The following is a 15670-nucleotide window of genomic DNA, read 5'->3' as shown; positions in this document are numbered from 1 at the left end:
TGGCGCGCTGAGCGCCCGAAGCACGGACCCGGACGCCCGAAGCGCGGACATACCCCAGGAGCGCCCTGCGCTTTCTGGCGCACGGCACGCAGCCACGTGGATGGTGCGAGGCACAATGGCACGCCATGAACATCGTGATCCTCGACGACTATCAGGATGCAGTGCGCAAGCTGCGCTGCGCCTCCAAGCTCGACGCGTATGCCGCCAAGGTCTACACCAACACCGTCAAAGGCATCGGGCAGCTCTCGGTGCGGCTCAAGGACGCCGACGTGATCGTGCTGATCCGCGAACGCACCCAGATCTCACGCCAGCTGATCGAGAAGCTGCCCAAGCTCAAGCTCATTTCGCAGACCGGTCGCGCCGGCAATCACATCGACGTCAATGCATGCACCGAGCATGGCGTGGCGGTCGCCGAGGGTTCGGGTTCGCCGCTTGCGCCGGCCGAGCTCACCTGGGCACTGATCATGGCGGCGATGCGCCGATTGCCCCAATACATCAGCAACCTCAAGCACGGCGCCTGGCAACAGTCGGGCCTCAAGTCCGCGTCCATGCCGGCCAACTTCGGGCTGGGTTCCGTGCTCAAAGGCAAGACGCTCTGCATCTGGGGTTATGGCCGCATTGGCCAACTGGTCGCACGCTACGGGCAGGCCTTCGGGATGCAGGTCGTGATCTGGGGCCGTGAGGAGAGCTGCGCGCGCGCGCGCTCCGACGGATTCCAGGTGGCCCCCAACCGCGAAGCCTTGTTCGCCGCGGCCGACGTGCTGTCCGTTCACCTGCGGCTCACCGAGGAGACCCGCGGCCTGGTCACGCTCGAGGACCTCTCGCGCATGAAACCTACCGCGCTCTTCGTCAACACCTCGCGCGCCGAGTTGGTCGAGCAGGACGCCTTGCTCGCCGCGCTCAACCGCGGCCGGCCTGGCCTCGCAGCCATCGACGTCTTCGAGAGCGAGCCGCCGCTGCAAGGCCACGCCTTGCTGCGGCTGGAGAACTGCATCTGCACGCCGCACATCGGTTATGTCGAGCAGGACAGCTACGAGATGTACTTCGGCCAGGCGTTCGACAACGTCGTCAGCTTCATCAAGGGCAGTCCGACCAACATCGTCAATCCGGGCGCGCTGCAGGTGCGACGTTGAAGCGCCCCGGCCTGTCGGCGCCGCTTTGGGCCCTCCTGGCGGGCAACTTCGTGATCGGCACCGGGATCATGGTGGTGCCCGGGACGCTCAACGAGCTCAGCGGTTCGCTGCAGGTCAGCGCGGCCACGGCCGGCCAGCTGATCACTGCCGGGGCGACAGTGGTGTGTTTCGGCGCGCCGCTGCTTGCCGCCGCGGTTGCGGGGTGGGACCGGCGGCTGCTGTTGGCCTGCACCATGCTCTGGTACGCGGCCGGCCATCTGGTCGCGACACTGATGCCGAGTTTCGGCGGATTGCTGGCGGTGCGCATGCTGACCGTCCTCTCCCCCGCCATCTTCACGCCTCAGGCCGCCGCCTGCGTCGGCCTGCTGGTGCCGCCGGAGCAGCGCGGCCGTGCCGTGACTTTTGTTTTCCTGGGCTGGTCCATGGCCTCGGTGCTCGGCCTGCCGCTGGGCACCTTGATCGGGGGCCATTTCGGTTGGCGAACCGCCTTCGTCGTGATCGCGGTGCTGTCGCTGCTGAGCGCGGCCTGGATCTGGCGCCAGTTGCCGAGCGGCATCCGACCGCCGGCCTTGACGCGGGCCGCCTGGGCGCAAGTGCTCAAGAGTCCGCTGCTGATGGGAGTGGTGGCGGTCACTGCGCTCCAGGGCTCGGGCCAGTTCGTGCTGCTCAGCTACTTCGCTCCCGTGCTGCGCGAGACCCTCGGCGCCGACGCCACGGCGCTCGGATTCATCTGGGGCTGGTTCGGCGTCTGCGGCCTGCTGGGCAACATGCTCGTGAGCCGGAGCATCGATCGCGTGGGCGCCCCGCGCATGGTGCTCATCACCACCTCGTTGATCGCGCTGAGCTTGTTGTTGTGGCCGCTGGGCGTCACGCTCATCGGGCTGGCGCTGATCCTGGTGCCTTGGGGCCTGGGCTGCTTCGCCACCAACTCGGCGCAGCAGGCGCGCCTGGTGTCGATGGCTCCGGCACTCGCCCCCGGCTCGGTGGCCCTCAACAGCTCCGGCATCTACGTGGGGCAGGCCGTGGGTGCCGCGGCCGGCGGCTGGCTTCTGGCAAACGACGCGATCGCCGGGATGAGCTGGGCCGGATTCGCAATGCTCATTTGCGCACTGGTGCTGAGCCTGGCTGTCGACCGCGCCCAGGCGCGACGCGCTGCCTTCAGCGTTTAACCGGCTTCGGCGCGATCTCGGCCTCGGTGTCCGGATCGAAGAGTTCGAAATCGATCACATGCGGATCGGCCGAAGGCGCCGGCGGTGGCTTGGGTGTGTCGAGCGGAGCGCGCATCGTTTCGAAGGCAGTCCTGTCGAAGTCGCTGAAGTCCAGGCTGGCGTCGGGCTGGACGCGTACCGACTCGCGGCTACTTCGGCCATCCGGCACTGGCCTGGGGCCATCCGGGACCAGCACGGTCTCGTGCTCCAGCGTGTCGTCGATCGCATCGTAGATCGAGTCAGGCAGCATTGGCCCATCCTCGACGGGCTCGGGCGGGCGCTCGCCTGCGAGCGGCGCGGGCGTCGTGGCCATCTGCTCGTGGCCGAAGGTGTCGACAAAGGAATGCGGCGTGACCGGCGCGGGCGGCGCGCTGTCCGGATCGATCACCTCCTTGGCCACCGAATAGAGCAACAGCAGTTCCTGGTAGGCAGCGAGATCGAAGGCCTCGTCTTCGCTCACTCCGGGCTTGCGAAAGATCAGTTCCTCGATCAGCGCCAGGGTGCCGGGCGCCGGCCATTGCGACTCGATGCGCGCCAGCGTGCTGCGGTAATGCTCGAGTCCCTTGCCCGTCTGATCGAATTGCTCGAAAGGCGGCACGTAGGCATTGAAGGCCCGCTCGAACTCGTCGGCCAGGCGGGCATAGTCGTCCTTGCGGTCGAGCGAGTGGTAGATGCGCAGCAGGTCCAGATAGGCCAGGGCGCTGGTGCCGGGGTTGGTGGCGATGTGCTCGCGCAGCACCGCGATCGCCTGGTCGTGCTGGCCGAGCGAAAGGAAGAAGTCGGATTGCTGCTGGACGTCGAAGAGCTCTTCGGTGTTGACGGGCCGCAGGGGCGTGCCGTCGGCGGCGCGCGCTGCATGGGGAGGATGGGACTCGACGAAACCGCTCTCGTCCTCGGGTTCCAGGTCTGCGAAGGTGGCTGCGCCGAAGTTGGTGGCGTTCGCGCTGCTCCGACGCCCCGGAGCCCTGACATCTTCTTCGCCATCGTCATGCAATTCGCCCAATGCGTCAGGACGCGTGGGCCCCTGGTCGCGCGTCGGCGCGGCCTCGCGCCACCAGGCCGGCTCGGCCCTGCGCGCGACGAGGCGCCACAGCAGCAGGATCGCAATCAGCGCGAGCAGCAGCAGGCCGACGAGGGCGTAAACCAGCGGATTGCGGTAGCGCTCCTCCCGCGCCTGCGAGAGTTCGGTTCGCAATTCGAGCAGGGCACGCTGGTTCTGCGCCGTCTGCTCGCGCAGCGCACTCAGCGTGGCCTCCAGCGTCTGCATGCGCTGGGCCTCGCGCTGCGCCGCTTCGGGCTCGCCGTTGAGGGCACGCCATTCGGCGGCGGCGGCGCTGCGGCGAGCCGGCTCCTGCACCGCGGGGAGCGTCAGCTGGGGCGTGGCCTTGAGGCTCGGCTGCGCGACCGGGATCGGCTCCACCGCCTCGAGTTGCAGGCGCGATCCGCCGGGCGCGGCTGCACGGGCTGGTGCCGGTGCCGGCGCGGGCGCGGCCGCAGGGGCAGCAGACGCGCGCGGCGCAGCAGCAGCACGCCGAAACGGCGGCGCCTGTACGCCCGCAGGCTTGCGAGGCGTGGACGCGCTTCGGCGCGGCGCCGGCGCCTCGTCAACCTGGGTGCCTGCGCCCGCCGCGGCAGCACTGTTGCGCCGCGCCGAGGCCCCACTCTCGAGACCTGAAGAGGAGCCTGCGCCCGCCATGCGCGATGACGCGCGCGCAGGCGGCTCGGCGGCCGCACGCGGCCCGGTCACACTCGGCACGGGCACACTCGGCAAGGAGGTCGCCGTCGGGACGTCGGCAAGCAGCACATAGCTGCGCGTGGAGCGCGTCTGGCAACCCGCGCGCACGTTCACGTTGACCACCGGCTCGTCGATGGTGGCAGTGGATCGGATGCGCATGCGCGAGCTGGCTGCGGTGGGTCCGGGTTCGAGCGATACAGACACGTTCGAATCGGTGAGGCGCGTGTCGCCTTGAACCACTTCGGCCTCCAGGCACAGTCCGCCGCCGGTCTCGGCTGCGTCCACCGAAAGCGGCACCACCAAGTCCAGCGGCTTGCCGATCCAGACGGCGCCCTGGGGCCGCCCGATGGTCAAGGCAGACGATTCAAATGCGAGCCCGAGTAGAAACAGGGCCGCAGCCAAACGTGGTGGTTGCAAAATGGATAGAAGCTTAAGAAGTAATCGAAAGTAGACACATTCTGGCATGCACGCCGGAGATGCCATTTTCTCGGAGAGACAATTATCAAATGACTGTGCAGTTTTCCAACGTAGGGATCATCGGGGCTGGCGCAATGGGCCGAGGCATTGCCCAGATTGCCGCGCAGGCCGGCAGCCAGGTTCTGCTGCTCGATAGCTTCGAGGGCGCCGCTGTTCGCGGCCGCGACGCGATCGTGGCCCAGTGGCAGAAGCTGCAAGAGAAAGGCAAGCTGGACGAAGCCCAGCGCGATGCCTTGTCGGCACGTGTCCACGCCGTCGACTCGATGCAGGCGCTCGCCGGCTGCGATCTCGTGATCGAGGCCGTGATCGAGGACCTGGAGGTCAAGCGCAAGCTGTTTCGCGAACTCGAAGCGGTGGTCGCCCCCTCGGCCATCCTGGCGACCAACACCTCCTCGCTCTCGGTCACGGCCATTGCCGCCGCGATGGCGCAGCCGCAACGCATGGCGGGCTTCCACTTCTTCAACCCGGTGCCGCTGATGAAGGTGGTCGAGGTCGTCGCCGGCTTCAAGACCGACGCGCAGGTCTGCCGGCAACTCACCGCCTACGCAGCGCAGATGGGGCACGCCGCCGTGCAGGCCCAGGACACCCCCGGCTTCATCGTGAACCATGCGGGGCGCGGCTATGGCACGGAGGCGCTGCGCATCGCCGGCGAAGGCGTGGCGGATTTCGCGACCATCGATCGCATCCTCAAGGACCAGGCGGGCTTCCGCCTCGGCCCTTTCGAGCTGCTGGACCTGACCGCCCTCGACGTCTCCCACCCGGTGATGGAGTCGATCTATCACCAGTACTACGAGGAGCCCCGCTATCGCCCGAGCGTGATCACCGCGCAGCGGCTCGCAGCAGGTGCGCTCGGGCGCAAGACGGGCGAAGGCTTCTACCGCTACGTGGACGGCGTCGCGCAGCAGGCGCCGGAGGCACCTGCGCCGGTGTTCGAGGGCAACCCGGCAGTCTGGGTCTCGCCACGCGCGGCACGGCGGCCGGAGCTGCTGAAGCTGGTCCACACGCTGGGTGCCCAGCTCGAAAGCGGGGCCACGCCCTCCTCCGCAGCCCTGATCCTGGTCGCGCCACTGGGCTTCGATGTCACCACTGTCGCGGCCGTCGAGCGGCTCGACGCCACGCGCACCATCGGCATCGACCTGATGGTGGATGACGCTGCCACCAGGCGCCGCGTACTCGCCACCAATCCGGCGACGCGCAACGACGTGCGCGACGCCGCCCATGCCCTCTTCGCACGCGACGGCAAGGCCGTGAGCGTGATCCGTGACAGCGGCGGCTTCGTTACCCAGCGCGTGGTCGGCACCATCGTGAACATCGCGGCCGACATGTGCCAGCAGCAGGTCTGCTCGCCCGCCGACCTCGACCTGGCCGTGAAGCTGGGTCTGGGCTACCCGCAGGGCCCGCTCGCGATGGGCGATCTCTACGGCCCCACCAACGTGCTGGAAGTGCTGTTCAACCTGCAGACCGTATACGGGGATCCCCGCTATCGTCCGAGCCCCTGGCTGCGCCGACGCGGCGCGCTGGGCCTGAGCCTCACCCACCCCGAAACGCAAGCGTAAGAGACAGGCATTCGAATGACAGCAGAACTCAAGAGCACGACCGAGGGCGGCACCATGGTGCTCACGCTCTCCAACCCCTCGCAGCGCAACGCGCTAGGGCCCGAGATGTACGCCGCGGGCATCGAGGCGCTCAACGGCGCAGAGAACAGCAACGAGGTGCGCAGCGTCGTGCTGGTGGGCGAAGGCCCATGGTTCTGCGCCGGCGGCTCGCTGCAGCGGCTGTCGGCCAACCGCGAGCGCGAGCCGGCGGTGCAGGCCGAGAGCATCGAGGCACTGCACAACTGGATCGACTCGATCCGCACCTTTCCCAAGCCGGTGATCGCAGCCGTCGAAGGCGCGGCGGCCGGTGCCGGCTTCTCGCTCGCGGTGGCCTGCGACTTCATCGTCGCAGCGCGCGATGCGGTGTTCGCGGCCTCCTACAGCGGCGTCGCGCTTTCGCCCGATGGCGGCTTGAGCTGGCATCTCGCGCAATTCCTGCCGCGCCAGATCGCCAGCGAGTGGCTGATGCTGGGCGGCCGCATCGACGCGGCACGCCTGCACGCGCTCGGCCTGATCAACGAGGTGACTGAGAGCGGCCAGGCCCTGTCGGCGGCGCTCGCGCTCGCCCATCGTCTCAACGCGCGTGCGCCCAATTCGCTGGCCAGCATCAAGGAGTTGCTCGGCGAGGCGCGCAGCGCGACCTTCGCCTCGCAGCTGTCGCAGGAGCGCGACCACTTCGTGCGCAATCTGCACCACCCCAACGCGGGCATCGGCATCGCCGCCTTTCTCGCCAAAGAGACGCCACGCTACGAATAGCGGCGCGTCGCCCGGGCGACAAGCCGAGGCATTTTCAGTCACGCACAGGACAGACCATGGACGAGCCCATTCTTACCATCGAAGAACGAGAGGCGATCAATGCTGGTCGCTGGTTTTCTTCTCTTTCCCCATCCCTGCGTCACGACATTCTTCGATGCACCTTCGTCAAACGCTACAAGGACGGCGACCTGATCTGCGCGCGCGGCGATCCGCCCGAGCAGTGGATCGCCTGCGCCAAGGGCGCGGTGCGCGTGAGCTCGACCGCGGTGTCGGGCAAGCAGGTGACGCTGACCTACGTGGAGCCCGGCATCTGGTTCGGCGATGTGGCCATGTTCGACGGGGACCGTCGCACGCACGATGCCTATGCGCATGGCGACACCACCATCGTCTGCGTGGCGCGCGCCGATTTCCAGAAGATCCTCGCCAGCCACGTGGAGCTCTACGAGGCGCTGATGCGGCTGCAGGCGCGGCGCATCCGGCAACTGTTCGGCCTGGTCGAGGACCTCAACACCCTGCCCCTGCGCGCGCGGCTCGCCAAGCAGCTGATCCACCTGGTGCGCAGTTACGGCGTGCCGAATCTCGCGGACGGCAGCCAGATGCGCATCGGCCTGCACCTGGCACAGGAAGAACTGGCGCAGCTGCTGGGCGCCTCGCGCCAGCGCGTCAACCAGGAACTCAAGGCCATGGAGCGCGAGGACGCGATCCGCATCGAGCCGGGCGGCCTGGTGGTGCTGGATCGTGCCGCGCTGATGCGCATCTCGGAAGCCGACGACCAATAACAGCAGCCGCCCAGTGACATGACCCAGGACTTCGACAACTTCGTTGGCACCCGCGCCGTTTCCAAGCAGCACGTCTTCGACATCGATGCGCTGACCGCCTGGCTCGAGAAGAACCTGGGAGGCTTCCATGGGCCGCTCACGGTCGAGATGTTCAAGGGCGGCCAGTCCAATCCGACCTACAAGCTGGTCACGCCGACGCAGAGCTACGTGATGCGCGCGAAGCCGGGCCCCGTTGCCAAGCTGCTGCCCTCGGCCCATGCGGTCGAACGCGAGTTCAAGGTCATGAGCGGGCTGGCCGGCACCGACGTGCCGGTGCCGCGCATGCACTGCCTGTGCGAGGACGAGAGCGTCATCGGCCGCGCCTTCTACGTCATGGAGTTCATGGAAGGACGGGTGCTCTGGGACCAGTCCCTGCCCGGCATGAGCAACGCGGAGCGGTCCGCGATCTACGACGAAATGAACCGCGTCATCGCCGCGCTGCACACGGTGAAATTCACCGAGCGCGGACTGGCCGACTACGGCAAGCCCGGCAATTACTTCGAGCGCCAGATCGGCCGCTGGAGCAAGCAGTACGTGGCCTCGGTCACGCAGCCCATCCCGGAGATGGACCGCCTGATGGAATGGCTGCCGGCACACATGCCCGACAGCGCGCGCGACGACAAGATGACATCCATCGTGCACGGCGACTACCGGTTGGACAACCTGATGTTCCACGCCACGGAGCCGCGCGCCATTGCGGTTCTGGACTGGGAGCTCTCCACGCTGGGCCATCCGCTGGCCGATTTCAGCTACCACTGCATGTCCTGGCACATCGCGCCGGGCGCCTTCCGCGGTATCGGCGGGCTCGATCTGAAGAGCCTCGGCATCCCGACCGAGGGCGAGTACATCCGCAAGTACTGCGAGCGCACCGGGCTCACCACGCCGGAGGCGCTGGCGCCCGACTGGAATTTCTACCAGGCCTACAACCTGTTCCGCATGGCTGCAATCCTGCAAGGCATCGCCAAGCGGGTCGAGGCCGGTACTGCGTCGAGCGAGCAGGCCGTGGCCTCGGGCCGCGGTGCGCGGCCGATGGCCGAGATGGCCTGGCAGTTCGCCCAGCGGTCCTGAGAAGCCACGGCTTCCGACCGGTCCGCGCCCTCCCCTACCCCTACTCCACAGGAGACTCCATGGATTTCGAATACTCGGCCAAGACAAAAGACTTGCAGAAGCGCGTCAGCGCCTTCATGGAAGAGTACATCTACCCTGCGGAGGCCGAGTACACGGCCGAGCTGGCGGCCAACACCGCGGCCGGCAAGCGCTGGACTGCACTCCAGACGGTCGAGAAGCTCAAGCAGAAAGCCAAGGCGCAGGGCCTGTGGAACCTCTTCCTGCCGGTCGACAGCGCCGAGGTGTCGGGCTACAGGGGTGCAGGCCTCACCAACCAGGAATACGCGCCCCTGGCCGAGATCATGGGCCGCGTGCCGTGGGCCAGCGAGGCCTTCAATTGCTCGGCGCCGGACACCGGCAACATGGAGACCATCGCGCGCTACGGCTCCGACGAGATCAAGGCGCGCTGGCTCAAGCCGCTCTTGGAAGGCGAGATCCGCTCGGCCTTCGCGATGACCGAGCCCGACGTGGCCTCGAGCGATGCGACCAACATCGCCACCCGCATCGAACGCCAGGGCGACGAGTACGTGATCAACGGCCGCAAGTGGTGGATCTCCGGCGCGGCCGATCCGCGCTGCAAGCTCTTCATCACCATGGGCAAGACCGATCCCGAGGCACCCCGCCATTCGCAGCAGAGCATGGTGGTGGTGCCCGCCGATGCCAAGGGCATCCACATCGTGCGCCCGCTCAACGTGATGGGTTATGACGACGCGCCGCACGGCCACGTCGAGATGTACTTCGAGAACGTGCGCGTTCCCGTGAACAACATCCTGCTGGGCGAAGGCCGCGGCTTCGAGATCGCCCAGGGCCGCCTGGGACCGGGACGCATCCACCACTGCATGCGCACGATTGGCCTGGCCGAGCGCGCGCTCGAGCTGATGTGCAAGCGCGCCTCCTCGCGCGTGGCCTTCGGCAAGACCGTTGCCTCGCAGACCGTGACGCAGGAGCGCATCGCCGAGGCGCGTTGCAAGATCGACATGGCGCGCCTGCTCACCCTCAAGGCGGCCTGGCTGATGGACGTGGCGGGCAACAAAGTGGCCAAGACCGAGATCGCGATGATCAAGGTGGTGGCGCCCAACATGGCCTGCCAGGTGATCGACTGGGCCATGCAGGTGCATGGCGGCGGCGGCATGAGCGACGACTTCCCGCTGGCCTATGCCTATGCCGGCGCGCGCACGCTGCGCTTCGCCGACGGCCCGGACGAGGTGCACCGCAATGCGATCGCCAAGTGGGAACTGGGCAAGTACGCCGCCGGCAAGGTCGATGACGAGATGCCCGTCACCCGCTTCTGATGGCGTTCCGGCATCTGCAGACCGCCTCGCGCCTCGGGCGCCGGCGGTTTTTTCTTGCCTACAGTTTCTTTTGCAGGAACATGGCCTGGCCGAAGGCCGGGTCGAGCTGGTAGTTGGCGAAGCCTTCGCGGACATAGGCGCGCAGTGCGCTGTGGTTGGCAGACAGCACCTCCAGCGTGAGCTTGCAGGCGCCGCGTGCGCGAGCTTCCTGCTCCACGCGGGCCAACATGCGCTGGGTCACGCGCCGGCCACGATGGCTCGGCCGCACCACCACGTCATGCACGTTCACGAGCGGCTTGCAGGCGAAGGTCGAGAAGCCCTCGATGCAGTTGACCAGGCCGATGGCCTCGCGGCCGTCGAAGGCCAGCACGCTGAAGGCCTGCGGCCGCGCAGCCAGTGCTTCGGGCAACTCCGCAAGCACCTCAGCCGCCAGCGGCGTGCCGCCGCCGGCAGGGTCGCGCGCGTAGCTGTCCAGCAGATCGACCAGTGCACGCGCATGCGCCGGGTCGCGGTAGTCCGCGAGCAGGATCTCGATCACGCCACCGCGCCCGCTTCCACCGCCGCCACCAGGCGCCGCGCACACGCATCGGCCTGCGCTGCGTCGCGCGCCTCCACCATCACCCGCAGCAGCGGCTCGGTGCCGCTTGCACGGATCAGGACGCGGCCGGCATCGCCCAGCTCCGCCTCGCAGCGCCGGATCTCGGCGGCGAGCCCCTGGTTGGCCTTCCAGTCCTGGTCCCCGACCAGGCGCACGTTGATGAGCGTCTGCGGGAACAGCGCGAGATCGGCCAGCAGTTCGCCCACCTTCTTGCCGCTGCGCTGGCAGGCCTGCAGCACCTGCAGGGCGCTCACGATGCCGTCGCCCGTGGTGTGGCGGTCGAGTGCGAGCAGGTGGCCGGAGCCTTCGCCGCCGAGCAGCCAGCGGCGCTTTTCGAGCTCTTCCAGCACATAGCGATCGCCCACGCGCGCGCGCACCAGCTCCATGCCTTGGGCGCGCAGCGCCATCTCGACCGCCTTGTTGGTCATCAGCGTGCCGACCACGCCGGCCAGCTTCTCGCCGCGCGCGATTCGCTCCATCGCCATCAGGTAAAGCAGTTCGTCCCCGTTGAACAGGCGGCCGCTCGCGTCGACCAGCTGCAAGCGGTCGGCATCGCCGTCCAGCGCGATGCCATAGTCCGCGCCGTGGGCCCGCACCGCATCGATCAGCGCCTGCGGATGCGTGGCGCCCACGTCCTTGTTGATGTTGAGGCCATCGGGGGCGCAGCCGATGCTGATCACGTCCGCACCAAGCTCATGGAAGACGTTCGGCGCCACCTGATAGGCCGCGCCGTGGGCGCCATCGACCACCAGCTTCAGGCCTCGCAGCGTGAGGTCGTTGGCAAAGGTGCTCTTGCAGAACTCGATGTAGCGGCCCGGCGCGTCGTTCAGGCGTCGCGCCTTGCCGAGCTGCGCAGAATCGGCCCACACCGGCGCTTCCTCGAGCGCGGCCTCGACCGCCAGCTCCCAGTCGTCGCTGAGCTTGGTGCCGTGCGCGCTGAAGAACTTGATGCCGTTGTCCGGATAGGCGTTGTGGCTGGCGCTGATCACCACGCCGAGGCTGGCCCTCTGGGCGCGCGTGAGATAGGCCACGCCGGGCGTCGGCAGCGGCCCCAGCAGCACCACGTCCACGCCGGCGGAATTGAAGCCCGATTCGAGGGCCGATTCGAGCATGTAACCCGAGATGCGCGTGTCCTTGCCGATCAGCACGGAGGGGCGCGTCTCCGCCTTCTTGAGCACGCGGCCGACCGCATGCGCCAGGCGCAGCACGAAGTCGGGCGTGATGGGTGCCTGGCCGACCGTGCCGCGAATGCCGTCGGTGCCGAAATAATGCCTTGTCATGGTTGCTTCTCCAGCCCCTGTTGTTCTGAACGCATGGCCCGCCAGACGGCCAGGGCCGCCACGGTTTCGCGCACATCATGGACGCGCACGATCGACGCCCCGCGCTCGACGGCCAGCACCGCGGCCGCAATACTCGGGACCAAACGTCCGGCCGCCAACGCGATCCCGGTGACCGCGCCGACCGAGGACTTGCGCGACCAGCCGACCAGGAGAGGCCAGCCGGCAACGAGCAGTTCCTGCTGGCGCGCCAGCAAGGCGAAATTCTGCGCCACGGTCTTGCCGAAGCCGATACCTGGGTCGATTGCAATGCGCTCGGGTGCGATCTTCAGCGCCAGCAATGCCTGCGCCTGTTGTTCGAGAAAGGCGCGCACGGCGGGAACTGCGTCCCCTTCCATCGGTGCCGCCTGCATGGTTTGCGGATCGCGGTGCATGTGCATCAGGCAGATGCCGCAACGCGGGTGCGCCGCCACCGCCTCGCGCGCGCCTGGCTGACGCAGCGCCCAGACATCGTTGACGATGTCGGCGCCGAGGTCCAGCACCGCGCGCATGACCTCGGGCTTGTAGGTGTCGACCGAGACCGGCACCTGCAGCTTCACCGCCTCGCGCACCACCGGCAGCACACGCGCCAGTTCTTCGTCGAGCGGCACGGCCGGGCTGCCGGGCCGGGTGGATTCGCCCCCGATATCGAGGATGTCGGCTCCCTCTTTCACCAATTGGGCGCAATGGGCCAGCGCCGCCCCGGTCGAGGCATGCGCCCCGCCATCGGAAAAGGAATCGGGCGTGACATTGACGATGCCCATGACGCGCGGCTGTGCGAGATCGATCTCGAAGCGCGCGGTGCGCCAGGTCTTCGTCATGCGAGCCTTCCGGAAAAGAAAAACGGGGCCAGAGGCCCCGTCGATCGCCCGAGCCTCATGCTCAGGCCGCAGTGGGCGCCGGGTCGGGGTTCACCGCCGGCGTGCCACCGCTGCCACCGCTGCCCGAAGACGGGGTGCGCGGCGTCCAGTCCTTGGGCGGGCGCGGCTCGCGGCCGGCCATGATGTCGTCGATCTGCTCGGTGTCGATGGTTTCCCATTCGAGCAGGGCCTTGGCCATCACGTGCATCTTGTCGCTGTTCTCTTCGATCAGGCGGCGCGCCAGGGCGTACTGCTCGTCGATGATGCGGCGCACCTCGGCATCGACCTTCTGCATGGTCGACTCGCTCATGTTGGTCGTCTTGGTGACCGAGCGGCCCAGGAAGACCTCGCCCTCGTTCTCGGCGTAGACCATCGGGCCCAGCGACTCGGTCATGCCGTAGCGCATCACCATGTCGCGCGCGATCTGGGTGGCGCGCTCGAAGTCGTTGCTGGCGCCGGTGGTCATCTGATGCATGAACACTTCTTCGGCGATGCGGCCGCCGAACAGCATGCTGATCTGGTTCAGCATGTACTCGCGGTCATAGCTGTATCGGTCCTGGGCCGGCAGGCTCATGGTCACGCCGAGGGCGCGGCCCCGCGGGATGATGGTGACCTTGTGCACCGGGTCGCACTTGGGCAGCAGCTTGCCGATCAGCGCATGGCCGGACTCGTGGTAGGCCGTGTTGCGGCGCTCTTCCTCGGGCATCACCATGCTCTTGCGCTCGGGGCCCATGAAGATCTTGTCCTTCGCCTTCTCGAAGTCCTGCATTTCGACCACGCGCGCGTTGCGGCGCGCGGCCATCAACGCGGCCTCGTTGCACAGGTTGGCCAGGTCGGCGCCCGACATGCCCGGCGTGCCGCGCGCGATGATGCTCGGGTTCACGTCCTGGCCCAGCGGCACCTTGCGCATGTGCACGTTGAGGATCTGCTCGCGACCCCGGATGTCGGGCAGCGTCACGTAGACCTGGCGGTCGAAGCGGCCGGGGCGCAGGAGCGCGGCGTCCAGGATGTCGGGGCGGTTGGTGGCCGCGACCACGATCACGCCGAGGTTGGTCTCGAAGCCATCCATCTCGACCAGCATCTGATTGAGGGTTTGTTCACGCTCGTCGTTGCCGCCGCCCAGGCCGGCACCCCGCTGGCGGCCGACCGCGTCGATTTCATCGATGAAGATGATGCAGGGGGCGTTCTTCTTGGCGTTCTCGAACATGTCGCGCACGCGGGCCGCGCCCACGCCGACGAACATCTCGACGAAGTCGGAGCCGGAGATCGAGAAGAAGGGGACCTTGGCTTCGCCGGCAATGCCCTTGGCGAGCAGCGTCTTGCCGGTGCCGGGGGGGCCGACCAGCAGCAGGCCTCGCGGAATGCGACCGCCCAGCTTCTGGAACTTGGCGGGATCCTTCAGGAAATCGACGACTTCCTTGACTTCCTCCTTGGCCTCGTCGCAACCCGCGACGTCGGCAAAGGTGACCTGGTTGTTGTTCTCGTCCAGCATTCGGGCCTTGCTCTTGCCGAAGCTGAAGGCGCCGCCCTTGCCACCGCCCTGCATCTGCCGCATGAAGTAGACCCAGACGCCGATCAACAGCAGCATCGGCCCCCAGCTCACCAGCAGCGTCATGAGGAGCGAGCCTTCCTCGCGCGGCTTGACGTCGAACTTGACGTTGTTGGCGATCAGGTCCCCGACCAGGCCGCGGTCCAGATAGGTGGCCGTGGTGCGGATCTTGCGGTCGTCATTGGTGATGGCGACGATCTCGCTGCCGCCCTGCCCTTCCTGGATGGTGGCGCTCTTGATGCGGTTGTTGCGGACTTCCTCGAGGAAGTCGGAGTAGCCCACACTGCCGGCCCCGGCGACGCCGCGGGTGTCGAACTGCTTGAACACAGTGAACAACACCATCGCGATGACCAGCCAGACGGCGACCTTGGAAAACCACTGATTGTTCAAACGAAGCTCCAGTCGAAAGCGCGTGAGGCACAAAAACAAGAAACGCGCTAGGGCACGCAATTGGCGTCCATTTTAGGCTTTTCAACCTGCGAAATGCCGGAATTTCCCTATAGCAGCCATAGGACGCGCACGGTTTTGAGCCGAATGCCTCGCCAAGGCGAGGTATCAATTCGTATCGATCGGCTTCAGGCCGATGCCGACCATGAAGGTTTCCGCGGATTTATCGCGAGACGCCTTGGGCTTGATCGGTTTCACGACCCGAAAATTCGTCCTGAATAGCTGCGTCAGCTCGGCATAGCCGCTGCCATGAAAAAGCTTGGCGACCAGTGCGCCTTCCGGCTTCATGTGGTGGCGAGCGAAGGCGATCGCAAGCTCGATCAGGTGACTGACGCGTGCCGCGTCGGCCGAAGCAATGCCCGACAGATTGGGGGCCATGTCCGACACCACCACATCCGCCAGCCGGCCGGCCATCGCCTCCTGCAGCCGGGCCAGCACCTCGTCCTCGCGGAAATCGCCCTGCAGGAAGGTCACCCCCTCGATCGGCTCCATCGGCAGCATGTCGAGCGCGATGATGCTGCCCTCCAGCTGCCCCGCGGCAGCACCGCCCGGTGACAGCCTGCGGCGCACGTACTGGCTCCAGGCGCCGGGCGTCGAGCCCAGATCGACCACCAGCTGACCCGGGCGGATCAGGCCCAGCGCCTCGTCGATCTCCTTGAGCTTGTAGGCTGCGCGCGCCCGGTACCCCTCTTTCGTGGCCAGTTTGACGTAGGGATCGTTCACATGGTCGTGCAGCCACGCACGGTTGACCTTGCTGCTCTTGGGTTTGGGATTCATCG

13 protein-coding genes are annotated in these 15670 nt (G+C 67.3%); 7 read left to right on the top strand and 6 right to left on the bottom strand.

Translation table 11 applies throughout. The features are described from left to right. The first annotated feature begins 125 nt into the window (after nucleotides 1-125). Nucleotides 126-1133, top strand: coding sequence for a D-2-hydroxyacid dehydrogenase family protein (locus J2739_RS06260; RefSeq protein WP_309899619.1), 1008 nt, complete (start codon nucleotides 126-128; stop codon nucleotides 1131-1133). Beyond that, a complete protein-coding gene (locus J2739_RS06255) occupies nucleotides 1130-2302 on the top strand; it encodes an MFS transporter (protein WP_309899617.1) in 1173 nt (390 codons plus the stop codon). Before J2739_RS06260 ends, J2739_RS06255 begins: the two co-directional genes overlap by 4 nt. Here J2739_RS06255 and J2739_RS06250 read toward each other — a convergent pair. After that, complete coding sequence (locus J2739_RS06250) at nucleotides 2292-4430, bottom strand: hypothetical protein (RefSeq protein ID WP_309899615.1); 2139 nt, start codon at nucleotides 4428-4430, stop codon at nucleotides 2292-2294. The genes J2739_RS06255 and J2739_RS06250 overlap by 11 nt on opposite strands. A gap of 152 nt (nucleotides 4431-4582) precedes the next feature. Between J2739_RS06250 and J2739_RS06245 the strand changes: the two genes are divergently transcribed. Genes J2739_RS06245 through J2739_RS06225 form a run of 5 tightly spaced genes read left to right on the top strand, consistent with a single transcriptional unit; the run spans nucleotide 4583 to nucleotide 10121 of the window. Next, nucleotides 4583-6109 (top strand): 3-hydroxyacyl-CoA dehydrogenase, encoded by a 1527-nt coding sequence (locus tag J2739_RS06245; RefSeq protein ID WP_309899614.1) that lies wholly within the window; start codon nucleotides 4583-4585, stop codon nucleotides 6107-6109. Between the two features lie 15 nt (nucleotides 6110-6124). After that, a complete protein-coding gene (locus tag J2739_RS06240; protein ID WP_309899612.1) occupies nucleotides 6125-6904 on the top strand; it encodes an oxepin-CoA hydrolase, alternative type in 780 nt (259 codons plus the stop codon). A gap of 56 nt (nucleotides 6905-6960) precedes the next feature. Continuing rightward, nucleotides 6961-7683, top strand: a complete 723-nt coding sequence (locus tag J2739_RS06235) for a Crp/Fnr family transcriptional regulator (protein WP_309899610.1) — start codon at nucleotides 6961-6963, stop codon at nucleotides 7681-7683. A gap of 18 nt (nucleotides 7684-7701) precedes the next feature. Then, a complete protein-coding gene (locus J2739_RS06230; protein WP_309899608.1) occupies nucleotides 7702-8790 on the top strand; it encodes a phosphotransferase in 1089 nt (362 codons plus the stop codon). Nucleotides 8791-8849: 59 nt separating this feature from the next. Further along, nucleotides 8850-10121, top strand: a complete 1272-nt coding sequence (locus tag J2739_RS06225; RefSeq protein WP_309899606.1) for an acyl-CoA dehydrogenase family protein — start codon at nucleotides 8850-8852, stop codon at nucleotides 10119-10121. Nucleotides 10122-10179: 58 nt separating this feature from the next. On the opposite strand, the gene J2739_RS06220 is transcribed toward J2739_RS06225, so the two are convergent. The 5 genes from J2739_RS06220 to J2739_RS06200 all read right to left on the bottom strand — a co-directional run bounded on the left by J2739_RS06220 (nucleotide 10180) and on the right by J2739_RS06200 (nucleotide 15668). Further along, nucleotides 10180-10659 carry a GNAT family N-acetyltransferase gene (locus J2739_RS06220; protein WP_309899604.1) on the bottom strand — a complete coding sequence of 160 codons (480 nt, stop codon included), beginning with the start codon at nucleotides 10657-10659 and terminating at the stop codon, nucleotides 10180-10182. After that, nucleotides 10656-11999, bottom strand: coding sequence for a phosphoglucosamine mutase (gene glmM / locus J2739_RS06215; RefSeq protein ID WP_309899602.1), 1344 nt, complete (start codon nucleotides 11997-11999; stop codon nucleotides 10656-10658). Before glmM ends, J2739_RS06220 begins: the two co-directional genes overlap by 4 nt. Continuing rightward, on the bottom strand, nucleotides 11996-12856 hold the full coding sequence (gene folP, locus J2739_RS06210; protein ID WP_309899600.1) for a dihydropteroate synthase: 861 nt from the start codon (nucleotides 12854-12856) through the stop codon (nucleotides 11996-11998). The genes glmM and folP overlap by 4 nt, the downstream gene beginning before the upstream one ends. Nucleotides 12857-12917: 61 nt before the next feature. Then, nucleotides 12918-14834, bottom strand: a complete 1917-nt coding sequence (ftsH, locus tag J2739_RS06205; protein WP_309899598.1) for an ATP-dependent zinc metalloprotease FtsH — start codon at nucleotides 14832-14834, stop codon at nucleotides 12918-12920. 165 nt (nucleotides 14835-14999) lie between these two features. Continuing rightward, nucleotides 15000-15668 (bottom strand): RlmE family RNA methyltransferase, encoded by a 669-nt coding sequence (locus J2739_RS06200; protein WP_309899969.1) that lies wholly within the window; start codon nucleotides 15666-15668, stop codon nucleotides 15000-15002. Between the last annotated feature and the right edge of the window lie 2 nt (nucleotides 15669-15670).

The sequence above is a fragment of the Variovorax soli genome (assembly GCF_031454625.1).
Taxonomy (GTDB): Bacteria; Pseudomonadota; Gammaproteobacteria; order Burkholderiales; family Burkholderiaceae_C; genus Variovorax; species Variovorax soli_A.
This window is presented reverse-complemented; position numbering and strand designations above follow the sequence as displayed.

Excerpts from the sequence above, each read along its gene's own strand:
- glmM (WP_309899602.1), bottom strand. The coding sequence starts at position 11,999 with ATGACAAGGCATTATTTCGGCACCGACGGCATTCGCGGCACGGTCGGC.
- J2739_RS06235 (WP_309899610.1), top strand. The coding sequence starts at position 6,961 with ATGGACGAGCCCATTCTTACCATCGAAGAACGAGAGGCGATCAATGCT.
- J2739_RS06225 (WP_309899606.1), top strand. The coding sequence starts at position 8,850 with ATGGATTTCGAATACTCGGCCAAGACAAAAGACTTGCAGAAGCGCGTC.
- J2739_RS06240 (WP_309899612.1), top strand. The coding sequence starts at position 6,125 with ATGACAGCAGAACTCAAGAGCACGACCGAGGGCGGCACCATGGTGCTC.
- J2739_RS06230 (WP_309899608.1), top strand. The coding sequence starts at position 7,702 with ATGACCCAGGACTTCGACAACTTCGTTGGCACCCGCGCCGTTTCCAAG.
- J2739_RS06245 (WP_309899614.1), top strand. The coding sequence starts at position 4,583 with ATGACTGTGCAGTTTTCCAACGTAGGGATCATCGGGGCTGGCGCAATG.
- J2739_RS06260 (WP_309899619.1), top strand. The coding sequence starts at position 126 with ATGAACATCGTGATCCTCGACGACTATCAGGATGCAGTGCGCAAGCTG.
- J2739_RS06200 (WP_309899969.1), bottom strand. The coding sequence starts at position 15,668 with ATGAATCCCAAACCCAAGAGCAGCAAGGTCAACCGTGCGTGGCTGCAC.
- folP (WP_309899600.1), bottom strand. The coding sequence starts at position 12,856 with ATGACGAAGACCTGGCGCACCGCGCGCTTCGAGATCGATCTCGCACAG.